Source organism: Nocardia sp. NPDC003726 (assembly GCF_053586955.1).
The window spans coordinates 47094-66353 of the sequence record NZ_JBSFNF010000003.1; the positions used below are offsets into that span (position 1 = coordinate 47094).

A 19260-nucleotide genomic window follows, 5' to 3' on the forward strand; every position below is an offset into this window, starting at 1 on the left:
GCGATCTCGCGGCGGAAGACTTCTCGATGGTGGTCACCGGACCGGATGCCCGCCCGGACGCGGCGTGACAAGCTGGCCGGCATGATCATCGAGGGAACGGCCGACGCGGGCTACCAGGCCGTGCGCGAGGCGTTCGCGGCGAATTTCACCGAGCACGGTGACATCGGCGCCGCGGTCTGCGTGTACCGGGACGGCCGGCCGGTGGTCGATCTGTGGGGCGGGACGGCCGATCCCGGCACCGGGCGAGGGTGGCAGCGCGACACGCTGCAGCTGGTCTACTCGGCGACGAAAGGCGTCGTCGCCACCATCGCGCACCTGCTGGCGCAACGGGGAGAACTCGACCTCGACGCTCCGGTGGCGCAGTACTGGCCGGAGTTCGCGGCGGCGGGCAAGGCCGACATCCCGGTGCGCTGGCTGCTGACCCACCGGGCGGGCGTGGCGGCGCTGGACGAACCGGTCGCGCTGAGCGAGGCATTGGCTTGGCAGCCGATGGTCGACGCGTTGGCCGCGCAGGCGCCGAATTGGCGCCCGGGCACCGCGTTCGGGTATCACGGCCGGACCTACGGCTGGCTGGTCGGCGAAGTGATCCGGCGTGTCTCCGGTCGCACGCCCGGCCGGTTTCTCGCCGAGGAGATCGCGGGTCCGCTCGGCATCGATTTCTTCATCGGCCTGCCTGCCTCCGAGCGGGCAAGAGTCAGCCGCTTGGTGTTCGCGCCCGCACCCGACTTGACCGCGGTGCCCGAGGAAGCCGTTCCCGAGCCGCTGCGTCCACTGCTCACGGCGATGCGTGATCCCTCGGCGCTGGTCAATCGGGCCTTCCAGATCACCGACCCGGCGGACATCGACTTCGATTCGCCTGCCGTCCAAGCCGCGGAGCTGCCCGCGAGCAACGGCATCGGCACCGCCCGCGGCCTGGCCCGGCTGTACGCGGCGCTCGTCGGTGAGGTCGACGGCACGCGCCTGCTCACCGCCGACACCCTCGCCGCGGCCACCCGGGAGCAGGTCGCGGGCACCGACCACGTGCTGATGCTGCCCGGCCGGTATGCCTCGGGGTACATGCTGCCCACCGCGCAAATGCCGCTCGGCGGGCGTTCCTCGTTCGGCCATCCCGGCCGCGGCGGCAGTCTGGCGTTCGCCGATCCCGAACGCCGTCTCGCCTTCGCCTACGTCACCAACCACATCGTCGAAGGCGCGCTCGACCTGCGCGCCCGAAGCCTGGTCGACGCGCTCGACGACGCGCGCTGACAGATCAGGGCGGCAGGCGCGTTCGCGCAGGGGCGAGCGCTCAACGCTCGATCACCCGCACGCCGACGAATCCGGCGACGCGGTCGGCGATCCGCGTGGTCGTCGCGTCGTCGCCGCCGAGCACCACGCGCATCCGCGCCGTGCCGGTCGCCGGGTCCGCGGTCACGGTCAATTCGCGTACGGCGCCGCCGAATCGGCGCGCCACCAGGGCCAGTCGAACCAAGGCGCCGGAGGCATCGTCGACGAGCAGGTCGAGCGTCCTCATCGGCCGTCCTGCGCAAGGCTGCCCGAGGCGGGCGGCTCGTCCGCGTCGTCGAACAACGGCCGCAGGTCCCTGGCCGCCATGATCAGGTCGTTGCCCGCCCCGGCCGCGATCATCGGCCACACCTGCGCGTCGGCGCCCACGACGAAGTCCACGACCACCGGACGGTCCCGCACCGCGCGAGCGGCCGCGATCACCCCCGCGACATCCTCCTTCCGCTCGCAGCGCAGGCCCACACAGCCCAGCGCCTCGGCCAGCGCCGCGAAATCCGGGACGCGCCGGGAGTGCGTGCGCAGATCGCTCTGCGAGTACCGCTGGTCGTAGAAAAGGTTCTGCCACTGCCGGATCATGCCCAGGTGCCCGTTGTCGATCACCGCGACCTTGATCGGGATGCCTTCCACCGCGGCGGTCGCCAACTCCCGGTTGGTCATCTGGAAACAACCGTCGCCATCGATCGCCCACACCTCCGCGTGCGGCGCGCCGAGCTTCGCGCCGATCGCCGCGGGCACGGCGTACCCCATCGTGCCTTGACCGCCGGAATTGAGCCAGCTGCGGGGCTTTTCGTAGTCGATGAACTGCGCCGCCCACATCTGATGCTGGCCGACGCCCGCGCAGAAGATCGCGTCGGGCCCCGCCGCACGGCCGATCTCCCGGATCACGAATTGCGGTGCCAGCGAGCCGTCCGCGGGCCACTGGTAGCCGAGCGGGTAGTCGGTGCGCAGACGTTCCAGCCGCGCCCACCACGACGACAGATCCGGCAGCGGCTGCGCGGCGACCGCGGCGAGCAACTGTTCCAGCACCTCGCGGCAGTCGCCGACGATGGGCACATCCGCGCGCCGGTTCTTGCCGATCTCGGCCGGATCGATGTCGGCGTGGATCACCGCGGCGCCGGGCGCGAACGTGCGCGGATCGCCGGTGACGCGATCGTCGAAGCGCGCGCCGAGCGCGATCAGCAGGTCCGCCTTCTGCAGCGCGGCCACCGCCGTCACGGTGCCGTGCATGCCCGGCATGCCCAGATGCTGCGGGTGACTGTCGGGAAACGCGCCGCGCGCCATCAGCGTTGTCACCACCGGCATCCCGGTGAGTTCGGCGAACGCGCGCAGCGCCCCGGCCGCCCCGGATTTGATCACTCCGCCGCCGACGTAGAGCACCGGTGTCCGCGCCGCGGTGATCAGGCGCGCCGCGGCGGTGATCTGCCGTGGATTCGGCGTCGTCACCGGCCGGTAGCCGGGCAGGCGCAACCGGGGCGGCCACTGGAAGATCGTCTGCGCGCGCAGCACGTCTTTCGGGATGTCGACCAGCACCGCGCCGGGTCGTCCCGTCGCGGCCAGATGGAACGCCTCCGCCAGGACTCTCGGAATGTCGGCGCCGCGGGTGACGAGCGCGTTGTGCTTCGTGATCGGCATCGTGATGCCGGTGATGTCGGCCTCCTGGAAGGCGTCGGTGCCCATCACCGGCGTGCCCACCTGACCGGTGATGGCGACCACCGGCACCGAGTCGGCCTGGGCGTCGGCGAGCGGGGTGACCAGGTTGGTCGCGCCCGGTCCCGAGGTCGCCATGCACACGCCGACTCTGCCGGTGGCCTGGGCGTAGCCGGTGGCGGCGTGCCCGGCGCCTTGCTCGTGGCGGACCAGGACGTGCCGGATCCGACGCGAATCCAGCAGCGGGTCGTAGACCGGGAGAATCGCTCCGCCCGGGATGCCGAACACCACTTCGACGCCGAGTTCCTCGAGCGCGCGGACCACGGCCTGCGCGCCGGTCATGCGCTCCGTGGTCGCGGGCGGGAACGCCGGTTCGGGATGCTGCGGGCGCGGCGCGGTCGGCCGCGCGAGGGATGAGCTCACGGGAAACTCCGTTCTGGTGCGTCGAGGCGCGCGGATACCGCTGCGGCAGTACGTATTTCGCGCAGGCTGACGCCGGTGATCGAGGAAGCGGCCGCGCCAGGAGCGACACACCGGCTGGTCGCGGCAGGTCTCTCTGCCGTGGGTGCGTCGCGGGCGTTGCCCGGCTCGCCGGTCCGCGATCCCGTGGTGAGGACGGACCGTCCTGGCACGACGCCTGATGGGGCGCGCGTGCGGATGACGATCTTAACCCGGCGGGCGTAGCGGGTCGCGCCGGATCCCCGGTCCGTGCCGAACGGCGGGGTCAGCGCAGGGTGCGGATCCAGCGGCGGGTGTCGGCCGGGTCGATGACGTCGTCGACTTCCAGGACGGTGGCGGCGGTCAGCGCCTTGCCGTTGGCGTAGGCGAGCTGGACCAGGTTGTCGAACGCTTGTTGCCGCTCGTCCGGATTCTCGATGGCGGCCAGTTCTTTGGCGAACCCGAGGCGGACCGCGCCCTCCAAGCCCATGCCGCCGATCTCCCCGGTCGGCCAGGCGACGACGAACCGGGGCGCGCGGAACGAGCCCGCCGCCATGGCCTGAGCGCCCAGACCGTAGCCCTTGCGCACGATGACGGTGCCCAGCGGCACCGAGAGCGCGGCGGAGTCGATGAACAGGCGGCTGAACTTCGTCACCGTGGCGTCCTTCTCCGCCTCCGGCCCCACCATGAAACCCGGTGTGTCGCAGAAGGACACGATCGGCAAGCCGTGCGCGTCGCACAGTCGCAGGAACATGCTGAGCTTGTCCGCGGCCGGAGCATCGATCGCGCCGCCGTGGTGGTGGCAGTCGTTGGCGATCAAGCCGAACGGCCTCCCCTCCACGCGGATCAGCGCGGTGACGATCCCGCCCGCCCAGTCGCGGCGCAACTCCAGCACCGAGCCGACATCGGCGACGGCTTCGATGGCGGCGCGAATGTCGAACGCGCGCAGGCGGTTCTCGGGGACCACATGCCGGGCCAGGCGCGGGTCCGGCGCGGTCCACTCCGCGATGTCGCCCCGGAAGTAGGCGAGATAGCGCCGCGCGGTGGCGACCGCCTCCGCCTCGTCCGCGGCGACGATGTGCACGACGCCGTTGCGGCGCTGCACGTCGATCGGGCCGATGTCCTCGGGGGCGTAGACGCCCAGGCCGCCGCCCTCGATCATGGCCGGACCGCCCATGCCGATATTCGCGTCGGGCGTGGCGATCACGACATCGCACATCCCGAGCAGCGCCGCGTTGCCCGCGAAGCAGCGCCCGGACACGATGCCGATCAGCGGCACCCGGCCCGACAGCGCGCCCATCGCGCGGAAGGTGGTCACGTCGAGGCCGGAGATGCCGGGATAGTCGGTGTCACCGGGTCGGCCGCCGCCGCCCTCGGTGAAGAACACCACCGGAAGTCCTTGCTCGCGCGCCAGTTCCAGCATGCGGTCGGTCTTGACGTGGTTGCGCATCCCTTGGGTGCCCGCGAGCACCGTGTAGTCGTAGGACAGCACCACCGCGCGGGACCGGTCCGGACCGAACCGCTCGGCGTCGATGGTGGCGACGCCCGCGATCAGCCCGTCCGCGGGCGTGTTCGCGATCAGATCCTCCGGACTGCGGCGCAGACGCTGGGCCGCGACCGCGAGCGCGCCGTACTCCACGAAGCTGTCCGCGTCGACCAGGTCGGTGATGTTCTCCCTTGCGGTGCGGCGACCGAGGCGGTGACGTTTGGCGACCGCCTCCGGCCGTGCTCGGTCGAGCACGACGCCGTGGCGAGCGTGGACTTCGGCGAGGTCGGCGCGCACCGAGTCCAGGTCTACCGCGGTGGAATCCAGCACCGCGCCGTCGTGCTCGGCGGGGACGAAGGTCAGCAGCGGCGCGTGCGGATCGACAACCGCGCCGACCGCCGCGACGTGACGGCGCACCCGCAAGTCCCGCTCGGCGCGCACCACGTGCTGCATCTTCATCGCTTCCAGCACCGCGACCTCGCCGCCCGCCGCGACCACCGCGCCGGGTTCGGTGAGAGCGACCACCGTGCCGCCCATGGGCGAGCGCACCACTTCTTCGTCGTCGGCCAGCGTCACTTCGGCCGGGGCGGTCTGTTCCCAGCCGGACACGGCGGACAGGGTGACGGCGAAATCGCCTGCGCGCTCGACCAATTGGTCGACATTCTGCTCGAACCACGTGGTCGGCACCACGCGGCCTTCCGAGAGGTCCGCCAGCACCGCGCGCAGCACGGCGACATTGGTGTCCACCCCGGTCACGACCGTCTCGGCCAGGGCGTCGGCGCACCGGCGCAGCGCAGCCGGATAGGACGGGCCGGAGGCGATGATCTTCGCCAGCAGGGAGTCGAAGCGCGCGTCCTGCCGCATCCCGGTGAACGCGGCGGTGTCGACCCGCACGCCGGCGCCGGTCGGCGGCGCGAACCGGGTCAGCGTGCCGGTGCCGGGCAGCACGTCGCCGCCCGCGGTGACGGTTTCGGCGTTCAGCCGCGCCTGCACCGCGTAGCCGCGCGCGGCACCGGGATCGGGCAGGGCGAGATCGGCCAGCGTGGCGCCGTGGGCGAGGTCGCATTGCACCGCGACCAGATCGATGCCGAGGACGGCTTCGGTGACGGTGTGCTCGACCTGCAGCCGCGGGTTGACCTCGAGGAACCAGGCCTCGTCGCCGCGGGCCAGGAACTCGACGGTGAGCACGCCCCGGCAGCCGACGGATTCGGCCAGCCGGGTCGCCCAGCGATGCAACCGCTCGCGCAACCCCGCGGGCAAGTCCGGTGCAGGCGCGACCTCGAGCAGCTTCTGCTGCCTGCGCTGCACGCTGCAATCGCGATCGCCGACGGCCGCCGCCACCGCGCCGTCGGTGACGATCTGGACCTCGATGTGGCGTGCTCCGGTGATCAGCGCCTCCGCGTAGACCGCGTCGTCGCCGAATCCGGCCAGCGCCTCGGCGCGGCAGCGTTCGAACACCTCCGGCAGACGGCTCGCCTCGCGCACCGCCCGCATGCCCCGCCCGCCACCGCCCGCGGCGGCCTTCACCATCACACCGTCGGGATGCGCGGCGAGCAGGGCCTCCGCTTCGGCGATGTCCGCGCCGCGGCGGGTCGCCGGGATCACCGGGACACCCGCGCGCTCGGCCGCCGCACGCGCCGCGGTCTTGTCGCCGAAGATCTCCAGCGCCGCCGGCGACGGACCGACGAACACGAGTTCGGCCGCCGCGCACGCCCGCGCGAATTCCGCGCTCTCGCTGAGGAATCCGTAGCCGGGATGCACCAGCGCGCCGGGGCCCGCCTTTCGCGCCGCCGCGACGACGGCCGCGACGTCGAGGTAGGCGGCGGCTCCGACGCCCGGCAGCGTCACCGCGTCGTCGGCCAGGCGGACGTGCAGCGCGTCCCGTTCCTCCGCGGTGTGCACCGCGAGGGTCCGCCAACCCAGTTCCCGGGCGGTGCGCAATACCCGCACCGCCACTTCTCCCCTGTTCGCCACGACGACCTGCATGCCGCACAGTCTCGTTGACATTGACGTCAACGTCAATATAGGCGACCATATCCGGCGTGACCCAGTCCACCTGGTCGGTGCGCGCCGCGCGCGAGCGTTCGCACACCTCCCGGCACCGCGCGCTGCTCGACGCCGCCGCCCGCGTGTTCGCCGAGCGCGGCTACGACAACACCACGGTCGCCGCCATCACCGCCGAGGCGGGCGTCTCCCGCGCGACGATGTACGTCTACTTCGCCTCCAAGGAGGAGATCTTCCTCGCCCTGGCCGAGCGGGTGCGCGACGACTTCCTCGCCGCGCAGGAGCCGGGCATAGAGGACGGCGATCCGCGAACGATGCTGCGCGCCACCATCGAGTCGTTCGCCGCCGCGGTCGCCGCGGCTGGACCTCTGCTGCGCCTGATCGACGAGCGCGGGGCAGTCGACCCGAAGGTGGCGGCCCTGGCCGAGGAGATCACCGAACGGCCGATCCGCCGCTTCACCCGCTACCTCCAGCGTCAACTCGACGCCGGCCGCGTCACCTCGGTGACGACGCCCCGGGTGATCGCGGAAACGATCGGCTACACCCTCACCGCGGGCATCCTCGCGCGCCGGACCGCCGACGAATCCGGCCTCGCGGAGTATCGCGACGCCATGGGGAAGGTCGCGGAGACCCTACTGGGTCTGTAGCAGCCCCCGCCTCGGCCCGACGTGCGTCATGTCCGCGACGGGCCGCGGTCCGGCAGGTTCTCGGCGACGCCGGTAGCTCGTCCGATGCCCCTCGGCGCGTGTCACGGCGGGGTCGTCGGCGTAGTGCCCCATGCGGGGAGCTCACGGATCACCTCGAGGCTGGGCAGGAGACCACAGCGCTCCGCCCAGCCGGACGCCCCGTCGAGCCACGGCGCGACGCAGGCAGGGGGGCGACGTGTCCGGCCAACCGGTGACTTGTTCCAGCGGGTCGGCGCGGCCACCGACTCCAGGAAGTCCTACCCGGCCTGCGGCACCAGCGCGGGGTCACCTAGCGCGCCGATCAGCGGAGTCAGGCGCCGCAGTTCTTCCAGATGCGCGGCACCGAGCAGGGCGAGGGTTTGCCTGCCCGCCTCGGTCAGCGCCAGCCGGACCACGCGGCGATCCTTGCCCCCTCCTCGCCTCCGGATGACCAGGCCCAGCTGCTCGGTGCGGTCGATCAGTTGCACCACGCTGTGATGGCGCGCGGACAGGTATCCGGCGATCTCCCCGATGCTGGGCCCGTCCGGGTCGGCATGTCCCCGGATCGCCAGCAGCAGTTGGTGCTGCAAGTCGGTGAGGCCCACTTCCGCCGCCCGGCGCTCACTCCACCGCAGCAGTTGGCGCAGCCCGGTCCGGAACGCCAGCAGCTTGGAGTACTCCTGGTCGCTGAGGTGGGCAGTCGAGGACGTCGCCCCTTCAATCATGGAGTGATATTATCACGGCATGATATATGAGTGAGCGGCGATGCGACGGCCGCGCTGCGGACCGATAGCCGGCCGCCCGAGCTCGAGAGAGCTTCGATTCGCCACTATGTCCGAGGAGTGGTGGAGAACATGAGTAGTGAAACCATGATGAGCCGGCATCCCGACATCGTGGAGTTGCGGGAGAAGTACGAGCGCGCCTCCGAAGCGCCGGACGCCCAGGCGGTCACCGGACTGCTGTTTCTGACCGGGTTGTATCTCGCGATCTCCCCGTGGGTCGTCGGGTTCAACGGGTTTTCGACCTTGACCGTCAACAATCTCGTCTGCGGTATCGCTCTGGCGATGCTGGCGCTCGGGTTCGCCTCGGTCTACGGACGGACGCACGGCATCGTCTGGGCCGCACCGCTGATCGGCCTGTGGACGATCCTCGCCCCGTGGATCGTCAGCGGGAACGTCGACACCAGGTCGACGATCTGGAACAACGTCGTCACAGGCGCACTCGCCGTGCTGCTCGGCCTGGGGTCGATGTTGCTCGGGATGAGCCGGACCGCACGCCACGCCGGCCAGGCATCCCATGCGGGCGCGCCGCGAACCCAGCGACCGTCCGGGCTCCCGCCGGAAACAACTACGCGCTGAACCGAATACGGCACCGACAACCCCTGCTCGCGGCGGGCGCATACCGACGCCCGCCCCTCAGCCGACGTTCGAGCCGCCCCGCAGGACTACCGCATCGACCGAGACACCGTCGATGCGGTGAGCGCCTACCTGACGCGAGGAGACGCACACATGAACCAGCCTCACGACACCGCCGACGACGACTCGCACGAAACTCCCGGCGCGACAGATAAGGACACCGCGGAAGGCCGATCCCAGAATTCCGGGAAGCTGGCGGGCCCAGGCCCCGGAAGCGGTCAAGACGAAGACCCCGATACGTAGGGCGCCTCCACCGCCCAGTTCAGCTCGGTGCGCAGTTCCGCGGGGTCCAGGTCCGGAGCGGGCCTGGTCAGGTAGACCTCCCACCGCAGCGGCCCCACGGCGAGGCCCTGCTGATCGATCCAGGATCGTAAGTTCTCCCAGGCGGCGGCCAAGCCGTCGAATCCACCGGCGTGCACGACCCTGGCCACCCGGCCCGCGGGCAGACGACCGGCGCGGACGTCACGCTCCGCGCGCAGGCCCCGATCGACCGCGAACCCCACTTCCAGATCCAGCGCGGCTTCGGACTCTTCCCGATACACGCAGAACGCCGGCCCTTCGATCTTCGCGCCCTGACCGGCGACGATCTCCGGCAGGATCCGGAACGACCGATCGAAGAAGTCACGCAATCGCGCGGGCGCGACACGATCGCGGACCACCGCCGTGGTCACCTCGGGCACATCGACGAACTCGGGATCGGCCGCGGCGTCGGTCATGACTCTCCTTCATCAGGTCGGGATACTCCATCACCAACGACGCCGTCGCCGCCCCGAATTCATCGGTCCGCCGCCTATTGTACTGACCAGTTCAAATCAGTATCCGGACCGGTACGACTAAGACAGGTTCATAAATCTGAACCAGTCAGTAAAGTTGGCACCGTCTGTGCGTTACACTGCGAGCGTGCCAGCGGTGACATCGAATGCGGGCCGGCCGGCTTCGCGCGGGCGGATCGACAAACGACAGGCCATCCTCGACGCGGCATTCGCCGTCTTCGCACGCCGCGGCTACGCGCAGGCGTGCGTGCAGGAGATCGCCGAGGAGGCGTGCGTCGCCAAGCCGACCATCTACAACCACCTCAACGACAAGGAAACGTTGTTTCGGCACGCGCTGGCGGCCGCGAGCGACGCGGTGCTGGCCGAGAACCTCGCGGTGGTGCAACGATTGCGCGATCCAGGGCCCGACTTGCGCGCCGCGCTGAAAGACCTGGCCTACCGGCTGATCCGGGTCTGCTGCGCCGAACGATCCCGGTCGCTGCGCCGGCTGACCTACGGCCAGGTCGCCCAATTCCCCGATCTGATCGACATCGTCGTCAGCCGCACGTCCGACCGGTTGGCCGAGGCGTTGGCCGATCGGCTCGCGCGCCTGTCGCTGTCGGGCCGCTTGCGCGCGGACGATCCGGCCACCGCCGCGGAACAGTTCCTGGTGCTGATCACCGGCCCGATGGAGGGCCGTTCGCGATTGGGCACCCGCAAGGTCGCCCCCGCCGAGATGCGCGCGGTCGCCACGGCCGCGGTGGACACCTTCCTGCGCGCCTATGGCGTGCCGGAGGACGAATAAGCACCCTTTCCGCTTCGGCGCGACATCCGTCACCGCTGCCGATCCGACAGAACCGACCGCGCCCAGCGGGCGCCAGAACGATGTGCCGCGCGATATCTCGTCGCCGGTGGAAAGGACCGACGTGACCGGCTCACCCGAGGATCTGCTCGCGACCATCGAAGCCGAGCGGGCGATCTACCGGACGTTCTACCACTTCTTCCGCCTCGCGGACACCGGGGAGAGCGAACGTTTCGTCGAATGCTTCACCCCCGACGCGCTGATCGAGTACCGGATCATGCCGGGCCCGGTGCAGCGCTTCCACGGACGCGACGAGTTCACGGCGTACATGAGCCGCGTGCCGAAATCCCAGCGCGCCATGGTCGCCCACGTCGCAGGGCAGGCCACTATCGAGTGGACCGAGGAGGGCCCGCTGCTCACCGCCTACGCCACGGTGTGGCATTGGTCCACCACCAGGGAATCCGCCGACCCGAACCGGCCCGCGGACTGGACCACCATCGGCCTGGTGCAGGACAGATATCAGAAGTACGACGGCGAGTGGCTGATCTCCCACCGCGATGTGCGGCCGGTCGCGGGCCGCGTCGCCGCCGGGCGCGGACCGGTCTGACCCGCCCGCCTCTCTCGGGCGGGCCGGACGCACCCGGCTCCTACCCGTCCGCTCTCCGGTATCGCGGCGGTCACCGCCGGTCTCGGCGCCCCACGCACCGGCCGTACCGGAACCCACCCGCTCACGGCGCGCACCCGCGGATGAACTGGGATCACGCGCCACTCTGTCGCTGTTTGCGACCTCCCGATGACGCCTCCGCGTACACCGCCGAACTCGGCGGCCATCCGACGAAAACGCCTCTCGGACCGAGGAATTCATTCGTCCACCACCGCGCATGCCGCGAGATCGTCCACCGTGGTGTCAGGTCCGCCGACACCGTGAAATTCTTCGATGCGCAGGTCAGGAGGGTGGGCAAATAAGGCCGCGCCACAACGCCCTTCGCTCACGCACGCCGTCGCCGGGAGTTGGCGGAAGCGGCGAACGGGCCGCGGGGAGGATAACTCTGGGTGAACGGCTCGTACGACGCCAGCGTCCGCCGTATCCTGAATCGGTTGGGAAAGAGGGGTGATGACCGAACGGCAATGCCATCACGCCTACCTCCAGACCTCCGCATTCCCCCGCCGCGCCCTTGAGGCGCTGGCGAAATATTCTCTCCCGCAGCGGTTTTCATGAACGCCGTGCTGTCGTCCGCCTTCGGTGTCGCAGTTGACGCCCGGTGACGGCCCTCCGGCGGCAAGGTCACGTGCGGGCATTTTGGCAATCCTTCAGTAATCCGCGGTCGAGTAGTTCGTTGGTTGCTAAATAGCTTGTCACTATTGAGGATTCGCTATCAATTGCTACAATCGAATGGCGCACCGTTAGCATGGCTAATCAGTGGCAACCTTACTTCGTACGCGTCGAAGACCGCGGCCCGCACGGAGTTCTTCCGCACTGAGGCGGGCGCACGTTCCGTTGTCGGCAGTTCCAGGGAGTTCGCTATGGACAATCCGCATGTTCTGGTCATCGGTGGCGGCCCAGCCGGGTCGACCACCGCTGCGCTGCTCGCGAAATCGGGGGTCAGGGTGACCCTCCTGGAACGAGATAAGTTCCCGCGCTACCACATCGGCGAAAGTCTGCTGGCATCGGTGCTGTCGACCCTGCGCGTCTCCGGCGCCTACGACGCGGTGGCCGCGCACGGGTTCCAGATCAAACGAGGCGGCCACTTCCAGTGGCAGGACGACAACTGGTTGCTGGACTGGTCCAAGCTCGTGGACGCCGAAGCCTGGTCCTGGCAGGTCCAGCGCGACGTGTTCGACGACCTGCTGCTGCGCAACGCAGCCGAGCAGGGTGCGCAGGTGATCGAGCGGGCCACGGTCACCAACGTCCTGTTCGATGGCGACCGGCCGACGGCCGTGGAATGGACCGTCGCCGGTGACGACCGGGTCGACACCACCGAGTTCGACTTCCTCGTCGACGCATCCGGCCGCGCGGGCGTGCTGGCCAAACACCAGGTCATCGAACGTCAGCAGCATCCGGCCTTCCGCAACGTCGCGGTGTGGTCGTATTGGGAGGGCGCACACCTACATCCGGACAGCCCGGAGGGCGCGATCAATGTGGTGTCCACGCCCGAGGGCGGCTGGTTCTGGAACATTCCGCTGTCGAACGGCCGCCACAGCGTCGGCTATGTCGTCTCGGCGCGCAAGGCCGCCGGGAAACTTCGCGAACTGGGCCGCGAGGCGTACTACGCGCAGACCATCGCCGACAGCGCCGCGATGAGCGAGCTGCTCGTCGGTGCGCGGCAGGTCGCGGAGGTCAAGGCGGAGCAGGACTACTCCTACACTTCCGACCGGTTCAGCGGTCCGGGCTGGGTCGTCGTCGGCGACGCGGCCTGCTTCCTCGACCCGCTGCTGTCCAGCGGCGTGCATCTCGCGACGTACTCCGCCCTGGTCGCCGCGGCGGCGATCGCGACGATCCTGCGCGGCGAACTGAGCGAGTCCGACGCGCTCGGCTTCTACGAGCACGCCTATCGCCGGGCCTACACCCGATTCCTGGTGCTGGTGTCGCGGATGTACGAACAGTACGTGGGCTCGGAGGAGTACTTCGCGCACGCGGGCACTCTGACGACCGGGCACAGCGGCGACACCAAGCAGGCGCAGTTCACCGAGATCATGGCGGGCTTGACCGACATGGACGAATCCTCTGGCGCGCAACAGCGCACCGCGACCGCGACCATCATCTCCGCCGCCGAACACCTGCACGCGGAGTCGGCGAATCTCGAATACATGGGCCATCTGGACATGTCGGTCGTCTGGGATCACTGGCGTGATCCGCTGGCGGATACGACCACCGGCGAGCTGCGCATCACGACCGATCCGGTGCTCGGCCTGACCGATCGGCCGCGCACCGAAGCGGAGATCGCCGCCGTGGCTCGGCCCGTTCTCCCACCGACGGCGGCCACCACCCCGTAGCGGCCGGCACGGAATTCTCATGACAGGCACCACACGGAGCCGGTCGTGACGATCACGCACACCGGCACCGAACCACCGGGTGATTGCCCGCCCGGTGGTTCGGGCTTCCGCAAGCACGACGAGATCGGGCGGTTCGGCCACCCGCTGACCAGGATGCTGCTGGCGAGTGACGGATTCACCACGCCCGCGCTGGCGGCGATCCTGCGCACCGATCTGCACGTGCGCGTATTGCGCCAGGACGACATCTCGGCCGGTCGGCTGCCGAACACCGTCACCGACGCTCTCGGCGTCGCCGATTCCGATCGGGTCCTCGTCCGCAGATCCTGCCTGGTCAGCGCCGATCTGGTCACCGTGTCCGTCAACTACGTCGTCGCGGTGCGCGCGGGCGCGGCCGCTTCCGGCATGGACGACGTGCGGGTGCCGATCGGGACCGGCCTCATCGCCCGTGGCGTTTCCCAGCGGCGGCATCTGCTGCGGACGGGCGTGACGAGATGGCCGGACGGTCGCCTCTGCGCGGCACGGGCGTACGTCATGACGCTCGGCGATCGGCCACTGTGCTACATCCGGGAATCGTTCAACCCCGACGTCATCCCGCCCGACTACGACGCCACGGCCGGTGCCGATCCGCCGTGGGCCGACGAACCCCTCTCCGCGCGGCCGGGGTCGTTCGCGGTGGCGAACCGACTGTTCGCTGCGCGGGAATCCTCCGACAGCGAACAGCCGGGCGCGAAATCCACGGCACTCCCCATCCGCACGCGACGGCCACGGCACGGGGCCGAACTCCCCCACCCGAGCGAATGCGACGCGCTGACGGCAGATCTCGCGAGGGCAGCACGAGGAGAAGGATTCGTGCTGCACCTCGATGGCCGGGACGACCTGTCCGGTGGCAGCGAGATCACGAAGCTCGCCGCGCGCAGGGCGCTGATGTATGCCGCCGCCGCCGTCATGACGCATGGGCTGGGCGCTACGACGATCACCATCGAGCGAGCGGCCAAGCGGCACGGCGACCCGCGCGCCGCCGCGGCGCTCGACGGATGGCCCGCCGACCGGCTGCCGCTCACGCTGTGCGTGCACCTCCTGCGCCGTGCCGCCGACCGGTCTCCCGCTCCGGTGCGGCGTGACCTGCTGCGCGCGGTGAGCGGACTGTTGCCCGTCGCGGCGATCGCACCGCCGGGCGCAGGCGAACTGCACACTTGGCTGCCCCGGCCGCGCGTCTCGCGCGAGCCGTCCGTCTCGCCCGGAGCGCAGCAGGCCGGCCGAGAACCCGACGGACGATGGTGGGATCGTTCGGCGCACCTCTTGTGGCTCGGCGATCGCGCTGGACCTTCCGCGCGCGGCCGGATGCGTGTCGCAGGCCGTGCAGGCAACCCCGTCGCGGTAACCCTCGGCCCTACCACCACCCCCGCGGATATCGAGTATCTGTGTCGCACGTTGAATCCGCGGAGACAGCCGGGCCGGCTCACGCTCGTACCGCAACTGGGCCTCGCCCGCACCCGTGACGCGCTTGCGGCCTTGTTCGCCGCCGCGGCGGCGTGTGAAACGCCGATCTGCTGGGTGTGCGATCCGATGCCGTACCCTCGAATTACGCGCGAGCGCAGCACATTTCGTTCCGAGGATGTCGTCGGCGCGATCGGCGCGTTCTTCCACGCCTGCCGGGCGAGCGGCACCGTTCCCGGCGGTCTGCATCTTCGATGCGGTCCCGATGCCGTCCTCGACGCGCCGGACGCGCACGGGGCGGAGCAGCCTGCCGCGCAACGCCGACGGCGTGGCGAGCCGGGTCTCGATCCCGTGGAAACGCTTCTCTGCGTCGTCGCCGCGCTCGAACTGCGGGCCGAATGGTCGCCGCGCTGACGGTTTCCCGTTCCCACGCTCCGGTAGAAGCCACTACCAGGGGAATCACCCATCATCGGTGCGGCCACATGGTGAATTCCCCGGCAGCGTTCGCACCGGCGTGATTGCCAGCAGCGGGAAACCGGAAAGCGAATCGGCGCTATATCATCGCCCGGTTCCGAGCGGCGTTCGCAGCCCTTCTCGGTGTCGGTTCGGATGACAGGAGCCGTCCGGCCACAGGGCACACGGGCGGCAGTCGCTGTATCGAGGGCATTGTTTTAATGACCAGAACTGTCGGTAAGTTAGCGATAGAGGTTCGCTCTGATTCCCGTAACAGCAGTTCGCGCAGTGATACCGCCGAGTAGCATCAGACCCGCGCGAACTCGGCGGTTGTCGACCGCGCTCGGTCGCGATGGCGCTCCGGCCCGCACGATACTGCCACGTAATAATTTCGGTTCACTTAACACAAGTCGCGAATCCGTGCGATTCGCGATCGAACCGCTACACTTTCGTTATTCTTCGGAACGGGTACAGGTGAGGTGCCGCCTGGGTTCGGGCGGGGCCGTGTCAGAGGTAGGCATTTTCAGCCGTGAGCAAGTGGTCTCAGCTTCGCGAATCCGCTATGGGAGTGGTTCGGTCGAGCCGGCGCGATGTCCGTGGTCGAGTCGGTGTCCGAGTACGACTGCTGGCGATCGTGCTCATATCGAGCGTCACGCTACTCGTCATCGGCGTCGGCGCCGCGGGTTATCTGGTGCAATCCGCCCGAGCGGCCAAAGAATGGGCGGAGTTGGCCAGCAGCACGACGGCGCCCGCCATCCAAATGGTCCAGGCGTTCCAGGAGGAACGCCGCCTGTCGTTGTTGTCCCTGGCCGGTGACACCGACGCCACCCGAGCGCTGGCCACCGCGCGCCAGCATTCGGACGCGGGGCTCGCGGCGGTGATGGCGAAAGGCGATGCCGCCCGCAAACTGAATCCCGACGGGTCGGCCTCCGATATCGAGGCCTACAACAAGCTGTTCGCGATGGTTCCGACGGTGCGCGCCGGGGTCGACACCCGGCAGGCCGCGCCGAACGAGGTGGTCGAAATCTTCAGCGGGGTCATCGGCACGATCGTCGCCGCCTCGACGCTCGCCGCCCGGGTGGCGCCGGAAGCCGACATCGCCATGGAGCTGAACTACGGCGTCGAGGCTCTGCGCGCCGCCGAAGCCTTGTCGATGGCCGACACCTTGGGCACGGTGGCGCTCACCGTCGGCGAGAACACGCCCGCGCAACTGACCGAGTTCGCGCGGCTGGTGGGTGAATTCCGCAGCGAGGTCGCCTACGCCGGCCGGGTGTTGAAGGACAAGCGTCTCGCCCAGCTCCAGGAGATCACCGCCGGACCGGCCTACCAGAAGCTGATCGCGATGCAAGACGCGGTGCTGGTGCACGGACCGGTGGAAGCGGGCTCCGACTCCGACGAGTCCACCGGCACCGGTCGGACCCAGAGCGGCCGGTCGACCTCCAGGACCACCCCGTTGCCCCTCAGCGTCGCGGCGTGGCAGGAGGCTTCCGGGCAGGTCTCCTCCGCCCTGCTGAAGGTCTGGGACGATCAGAGCCGCGCCGCCCACCAGATCGCTCGCGAGCGAGGTGACCAGACCGCGCGGCAGTCCATGCTCGGCGGCGCGGGCGTGCTGCTGGTCTCGACCATCGCCTTCCTCGCGGCATTGATCATGGCCAATCGCTTCATCGGACGAATGCGGCGGTTGCGGCGCGACACCCTGGAACTGGCGGACCAGCAGCTGCCCGATCTCATGAGCAGGCTGGGCCGAGGTGAGAGCGTCGGCTCCGGAGCCGAGTTGGCCCGGCTCGATTACGGCACCGACGAACTGGGCCAGGTGGCCGACGCCTTCAACCGTGCCCACGTCGCGGCCGTGTCCGCCGCGGTCGCGGAAGCGAAGACCCGAGCCGGCGTCAACGCGGTGTTCCTCAACATCGCCCATCGCAGCCAGGTCGTGGTGCACCGCCAGCTGGCGCTGCTCGATCAAGCCGAACGCAAAGAGGAGGACGCCGACCAGCTCGAGCTGTTGTTCCAGCTCGACCACCTGGCGACGCGGGCGAGGCGCAACGCCGAGAACCTCATCATTCTCGGCGGCGAGAAGCCGGGTAGACGCTGGCGCAAGCCCGTTCCGCTGGTCGATCTGGTCCGCGCCGCCGTCGCCGAAAGTCTCGACTACGCCAGGATCCAGACCGGCCGGCTTCCGGAACTCCAGGTGTCGAGCAACGCCGTCGCCGACTTGATCCACCTGATGGCCGAGCTGATGGACAACGCGACCTCCTTCTCTCCGCCGCAGGCGCGGGTCGAGGTGTCCGGCGTCGTGGTCGGGCGCGGTGTGGCGGTCGAGATCATCGACCAGGGTCTCGGCATGTCGGAGGCCGATTTCGCCGCGCGTAACGAGCTGTTGTCCAATCCACCGGATTTCAGTGTGGTGACCTTGTCCAGCGACACCAGGCTCGGGCTGTTCGTCGTCGCGAAACTGGCGCACCGACATGGCATTTCGGTGCGCTTGGGCGAATCGGTCTACGGCGGCGTCCGTGCGGTGGTGCTCATTCCGAGCGCACTTCTGCAATCGGATACGTCACCGCGCCTGCAGAACGACGCCGAGCCCGTCGAGCCCGTGCGCACACCGGCGCCGGGCGCCGCGCCTCGGCCTGCGGCGGTGCCGGGCCGATCGGCATGGTTCACCTCGGCCTCCGATCAGCAGGTACCAGCCCCGGCACCGCACGGCGACGACGGCAGCTTCGACACCGACGGCGGCAATTTCGACACCGGCAGTGGACGCGTCGAAACCGGCCACGGCCGCTTCGACACCAACGGTGGGCGCTTCGACGCCGGCAACAGCAGCTTCGACACCGGCAATAGTCGCTTCGACGCCGGCGCCACCGCGCAACCCGGTCCGGCCGACGCCCGGCCGCCGCTGCCACGCCGCCGCCGCCAATCTCCGCAGGAGCCGGAGCAACAGCCGCAGACGGCGACGCCAGCCCCGATCCGACAGCGGACCGCCGATGAAGCACGCAATCTGATGAGTGCCATCGAGAACGGCACCCGCCAGGGACGCCGGAAGCGTCCCGACTTCGACTAGTCCGCAACTCCCCATCTGCAGAAGGCGACCATGACTACTTCCCAGGGAACCGGTATCGGTTGGCTACTCGACGAGCTGGTCACCGGGCTGGCCGGAGCGCAGTCCGCGGTACTGCTGTCCTCCGACGGCCTGCTGATCGGCCACTCGGCCCAGCTGGACAAGGCCGACGCCGAGCGATTCTCCGCGATGGCATCGGCACTGCACAGTCTTTCCCGCAGTGTGGGCCACCATTTCGACGCCGGTGGCGTCTGCCAGACCGTGGTGGAACTCGACCGCGCGGTACTGTTCGTCACCACGGCGGGCGCCAACGCTTGCTTGGCGCTGCTGGCGTCCGAGACCGCCGATATGGGTATGGTGGCTTACGAAATGAACCAGACGGTGCAGCGAGTCGGGACACACCTGTCGGTCGACACGCGTCCGCATCCCCCCGCTTCGACACGGCCATGAGTTATCAGCACGATCCCTGGTATGAGGAAGACGCCGGTCCGATGGTCCGGCTCTTCGCCATCACCCGCGGCCGGGGTCGTGCCGTGCGCCGGGAACTGAATCTGGTCACCCTGGTGGTCGACGGCGCGCCTGGCACCGCACTGCGGCGTACCGAACCGGAATACGCCGCGATCGTGCAGTTGTGTCGCACCCCGCAGTCGGTGGCGGAGGTCTCCGCGCGCCTGAACCTGCCGCTGACCATGACGAAGGTCCTCATCGGCGACCTGCTCGACGACGGCAGGCTGATCTACCGGTCGGCGCAGCCAACGGCCGGGTCGGAGTCCGACCTCGGCCTCCTGCGCGCGGTGCTCGACGGCATCCGCGCGCTCTGACCGCGCCGAC

At 69.7% G+C, this 19260-nt stretch carries 15 protein-coding genes; 10 read left to right on the top strand and 5 right to left on the bottom strand.

Annotated features, from left to right (window positions below; translation table 11 throughout):
* The first annotated feature begins 81 nt into the window (after positions 1 to 81).
* A complete protein-coding gene (locus tag ACWDMM_RS04975) occupies positions 82 to 1245 on the top strand; it encodes a serine hydrolase domain-containing protein (RefSeq protein ID WP_195079236.1) in 1164 nt (387 codons plus the stop codon).
* Positions 1246 to 1285: 40 nt separating this feature from the next.
* Here the strand turns inward: ACWDMM_RS04975 and ACWDMM_RS04980 are convergent, their stop codons facing one another.
* The 3 genes from ACWDMM_RS04980 to ACWDMM_RS04990 all read right to left on the bottom strand — a co-directional run bounded on the left by ACWDMM_RS04980 (position 1286) and on the right by ACWDMM_RS04990 (position 6838).
* Positions 1286 to 1510, bottom strand: a complete 225-nt coding sequence (locus ACWDMM_RS04980; protein WP_195079235.1) for an acetolactate synthase small subunit — start codon at positions 1508 to 1510, stop codon at positions 1286 to 1288.
* Positions 1507 to 3351 (bottom strand): acetolactate synthase large subunit, encoded by a 1845-nt coding sequence (locus ACWDMM_RS04985; protein ID WP_195079234.1) that lies wholly within the window; start codon positions 3349 to 3351, stop codon positions 1507 to 1509. Before ACWDMM_RS04985 ends, ACWDMM_RS04980 begins: the two co-directional genes overlap by 4 nt.
* A gap of 301 nt (positions 3352 to 3652) precedes the next feature.
* Positions 3653 to 6838 carry an acetyl-CoA carboxylase family protein gene (locus ACWDMM_RS04990; RefSeq protein WP_357103542.1) on the bottom strand — a complete coding sequence of 1062 codons (3186 nt, stop codon included), beginning with the start codon at positions 6836 to 6838 and terminating at the stop codon, positions 3653 to 3655.
* 56 nt (positions 6839 to 6894) lie between these two features.
* Here ACWDMM_RS04990 and ACWDMM_RS04995 point away from each other — a divergent pair, with 56 nt between their 5' ends.
* On the top strand, positions 6895 to 7503 hold the full coding sequence (locus ACWDMM_RS04995) for a TetR/AcrR family transcriptional regulator (protein WP_357103037.1): 609 nt from the start codon (positions 6895 to 6897) through the stop codon (positions 7501 to 7503).
* 296 nt (positions 7504 to 7799) lie between these two features.
* On the opposite strand, the gene ACWDMM_RS05000 is transcribed toward ACWDMM_RS04995, so the two are convergent.
* Positions 7800 to 8246: a MarR family transcriptional regulator gene (locus ACWDMM_RS05000; RefSeq protein ID WP_195079232.1), complete on the bottom strand. Its 447-nt coding sequence runs from the start codon at positions 8244 to 8246 to the stop codon at positions 7800 to 7802.
* A 129-nt stretch (positions 8247 to 8375) separates the two neighbouring features.
* On the opposite strand from ACWDMM_RS05000, the gene ACWDMM_RS05005 reads away from it, so the two are divergent.
* Positions 8376 to 8879 (top strand): SPW repeat protein, encoded by a 504-nt coding sequence (locus tag ACWDMM_RS05005; protein ID WP_195079231.1) that lies wholly within the window; start codon positions 8376 to 8378, stop codon positions 8877 to 8879.
* A gap of 275 nt (positions 8880 to 9154) precedes the next feature.
* On the opposite strand, the gene ACWDMM_RS05010 is transcribed toward ACWDMM_RS05005, so the two are convergent.
* Positions 9155 to 9652 (bottom strand): GyrI-like domain-containing protein, encoded by a 498-nt coding sequence (locus tag ACWDMM_RS05010; protein ID WP_449936059.1) that lies wholly within the window; start codon positions 9650 to 9652, stop codon positions 9155 to 9157.
* A gap of 184 nt (positions 9653 to 9836) precedes the next feature.
* Here ACWDMM_RS05010 and ACWDMM_RS05015 point away from each other — a divergent pair, with 184 nt between their 5' ends.
* The 7 genes from ACWDMM_RS05015 (at position 9837) to ACWDMM_RS05045 (ending at position 19250) form a co-directional block, all read left to right on the top strand.
* Complete coding sequence (locus ACWDMM_RS05015; RefSeq protein WP_195079229.1) at positions 9837 to 10493, top strand: TetR/AcrR family transcriptional regulator; 657 nt, start codon at positions 9837 to 9839, stop codon at positions 10491 to 10493.
* Positions 10494 to 10614: 121 nt separating this feature from the next.
* On the top strand, positions 10615 to 11097 hold the full coding sequence (locus ACWDMM_RS05020; RefSeq protein ID WP_323124068.1) for a nuclear transport factor 2 family protein: 483 nt from the start codon (positions 10615 to 10617) through the stop codon (positions 11095 to 11097).
* 917 nt (positions 11098 to 12014) lie between these two features.
* Positions 12015 to 13484, top strand: coding sequence for an NAD(P)/FAD-dependent oxidoreductase (locus ACWDMM_RS05025; RefSeq protein ID WP_195079227.1), 1470 nt, complete (start codon positions 12015 to 12017; stop codon positions 13482 to 13484).
* 45 nt (positions 13485 to 13529) lie between these two features.
* Entirely contained in the window at positions 13530 to 15335 is a 1806-nt protein-coding gene (locus ACWDMM_RS05030) for a 3-deoxy-7-phosphoheptulonate synthase (protein WP_449936062.1), read from the top strand.
* Positions 15336 to 16008: 673 nt separating this feature from the next.
* The gene (locus ACWDMM_RS05035; RefSeq protein WP_323124069.1) at positions 16009 to 18432 is read left to right on the top strand and encodes a sensor histidine kinase; all 2424 of its coding nucleotides are present in this window, start codon (positions 16009 to 16011) and stop codon (positions 18430 to 18432) included.
* 30 nt (positions 18433 to 18462) lie between these two features.
* Positions 18463 to 18879: a roadblock/LC7 domain-containing protein gene (locus ACWDMM_RS05040; RefSeq protein WP_067799109.1), complete on the top strand. Its 417-nt coding sequence runs from the start codon at positions 18463 to 18465 to the stop codon at positions 18877 to 18879.
* Complete coding sequence (locus ACWDMM_RS05045; protein ID WP_195045546.1) at positions 18876 to 19250, top strand: DUF742 domain-containing protein; 375 nt, start codon at positions 18876 to 18878, stop codon at positions 19248 to 19250. Before ACWDMM_RS05040 ends, ACWDMM_RS05045 begins: the two co-directional genes overlap by 4 nt.
* The last annotated feature ends 10 nt before the right edge of the window (positions 19251 to 19260 follow it).

Coding starts and splice junctions, on each gene's coding strand:
- ACWDMM_RS04975 (WP_195079236.1), top strand. CDS start 82: ATGATCATCGAGGGAACGGCCGACGCGGGCTACCAGGCCGTGCGCGAG.
- ACWDMM_RS04980 (WP_195079235.1), bottom strand. CDS start 1,510: ATGAGGACGCTCGACCTGCTCGTCGACGATGCCTCCGGCGCCTTGGTT.
- ACWDMM_RS04990 (WP_357103542.1), bottom strand. CDS start 6,838: ATGCAGGTCGTCGTGGCGAACAGGGGAGAAGTGGCGGTGCGGGTATTG.
- ACWDMM_RS05000 (WP_195079232.1), bottom strand. CDS start 8,246: ATGATTGAAGGGGCGACGTCCTCGACTGCCCACCTCAGCGACCAGGAG.
- ACWDMM_RS05005 (WP_195079231.1), top strand. CDS start 8,376: ATGAGTAGTGAAACCATGATGAGCCGGCATCCCGACATCGTGGAGTTG.
- ACWDMM_RS05010 (WP_449936059.1), bottom strand. CDS start 9,652: ATGACCGACGCCGCGGCCGATCCCGAGTTCGTCGATGTGCCCGAGGTG.
- ACWDMM_RS05025 (WP_195079227.1), top strand. CDS start 12,015: ATGGACAATCCGCATGTTCTGGTCATCGGTGGCGGCCCAGCCGGGTCG.
- ACWDMM_RS05040 (WP_067799109.1), top strand. CDS start 18,463: ATGACTACTTCCCAGGGAACCGGTATCGGTTGGCTACTCGACGAGCTG.
- ACWDMM_RS05045 (WP_195045546.1), top strand. CDS start 18,876: ATGAGTTATCAGCACGATCCCTGGTATGAGGAAGACGCCGGTCCGATG.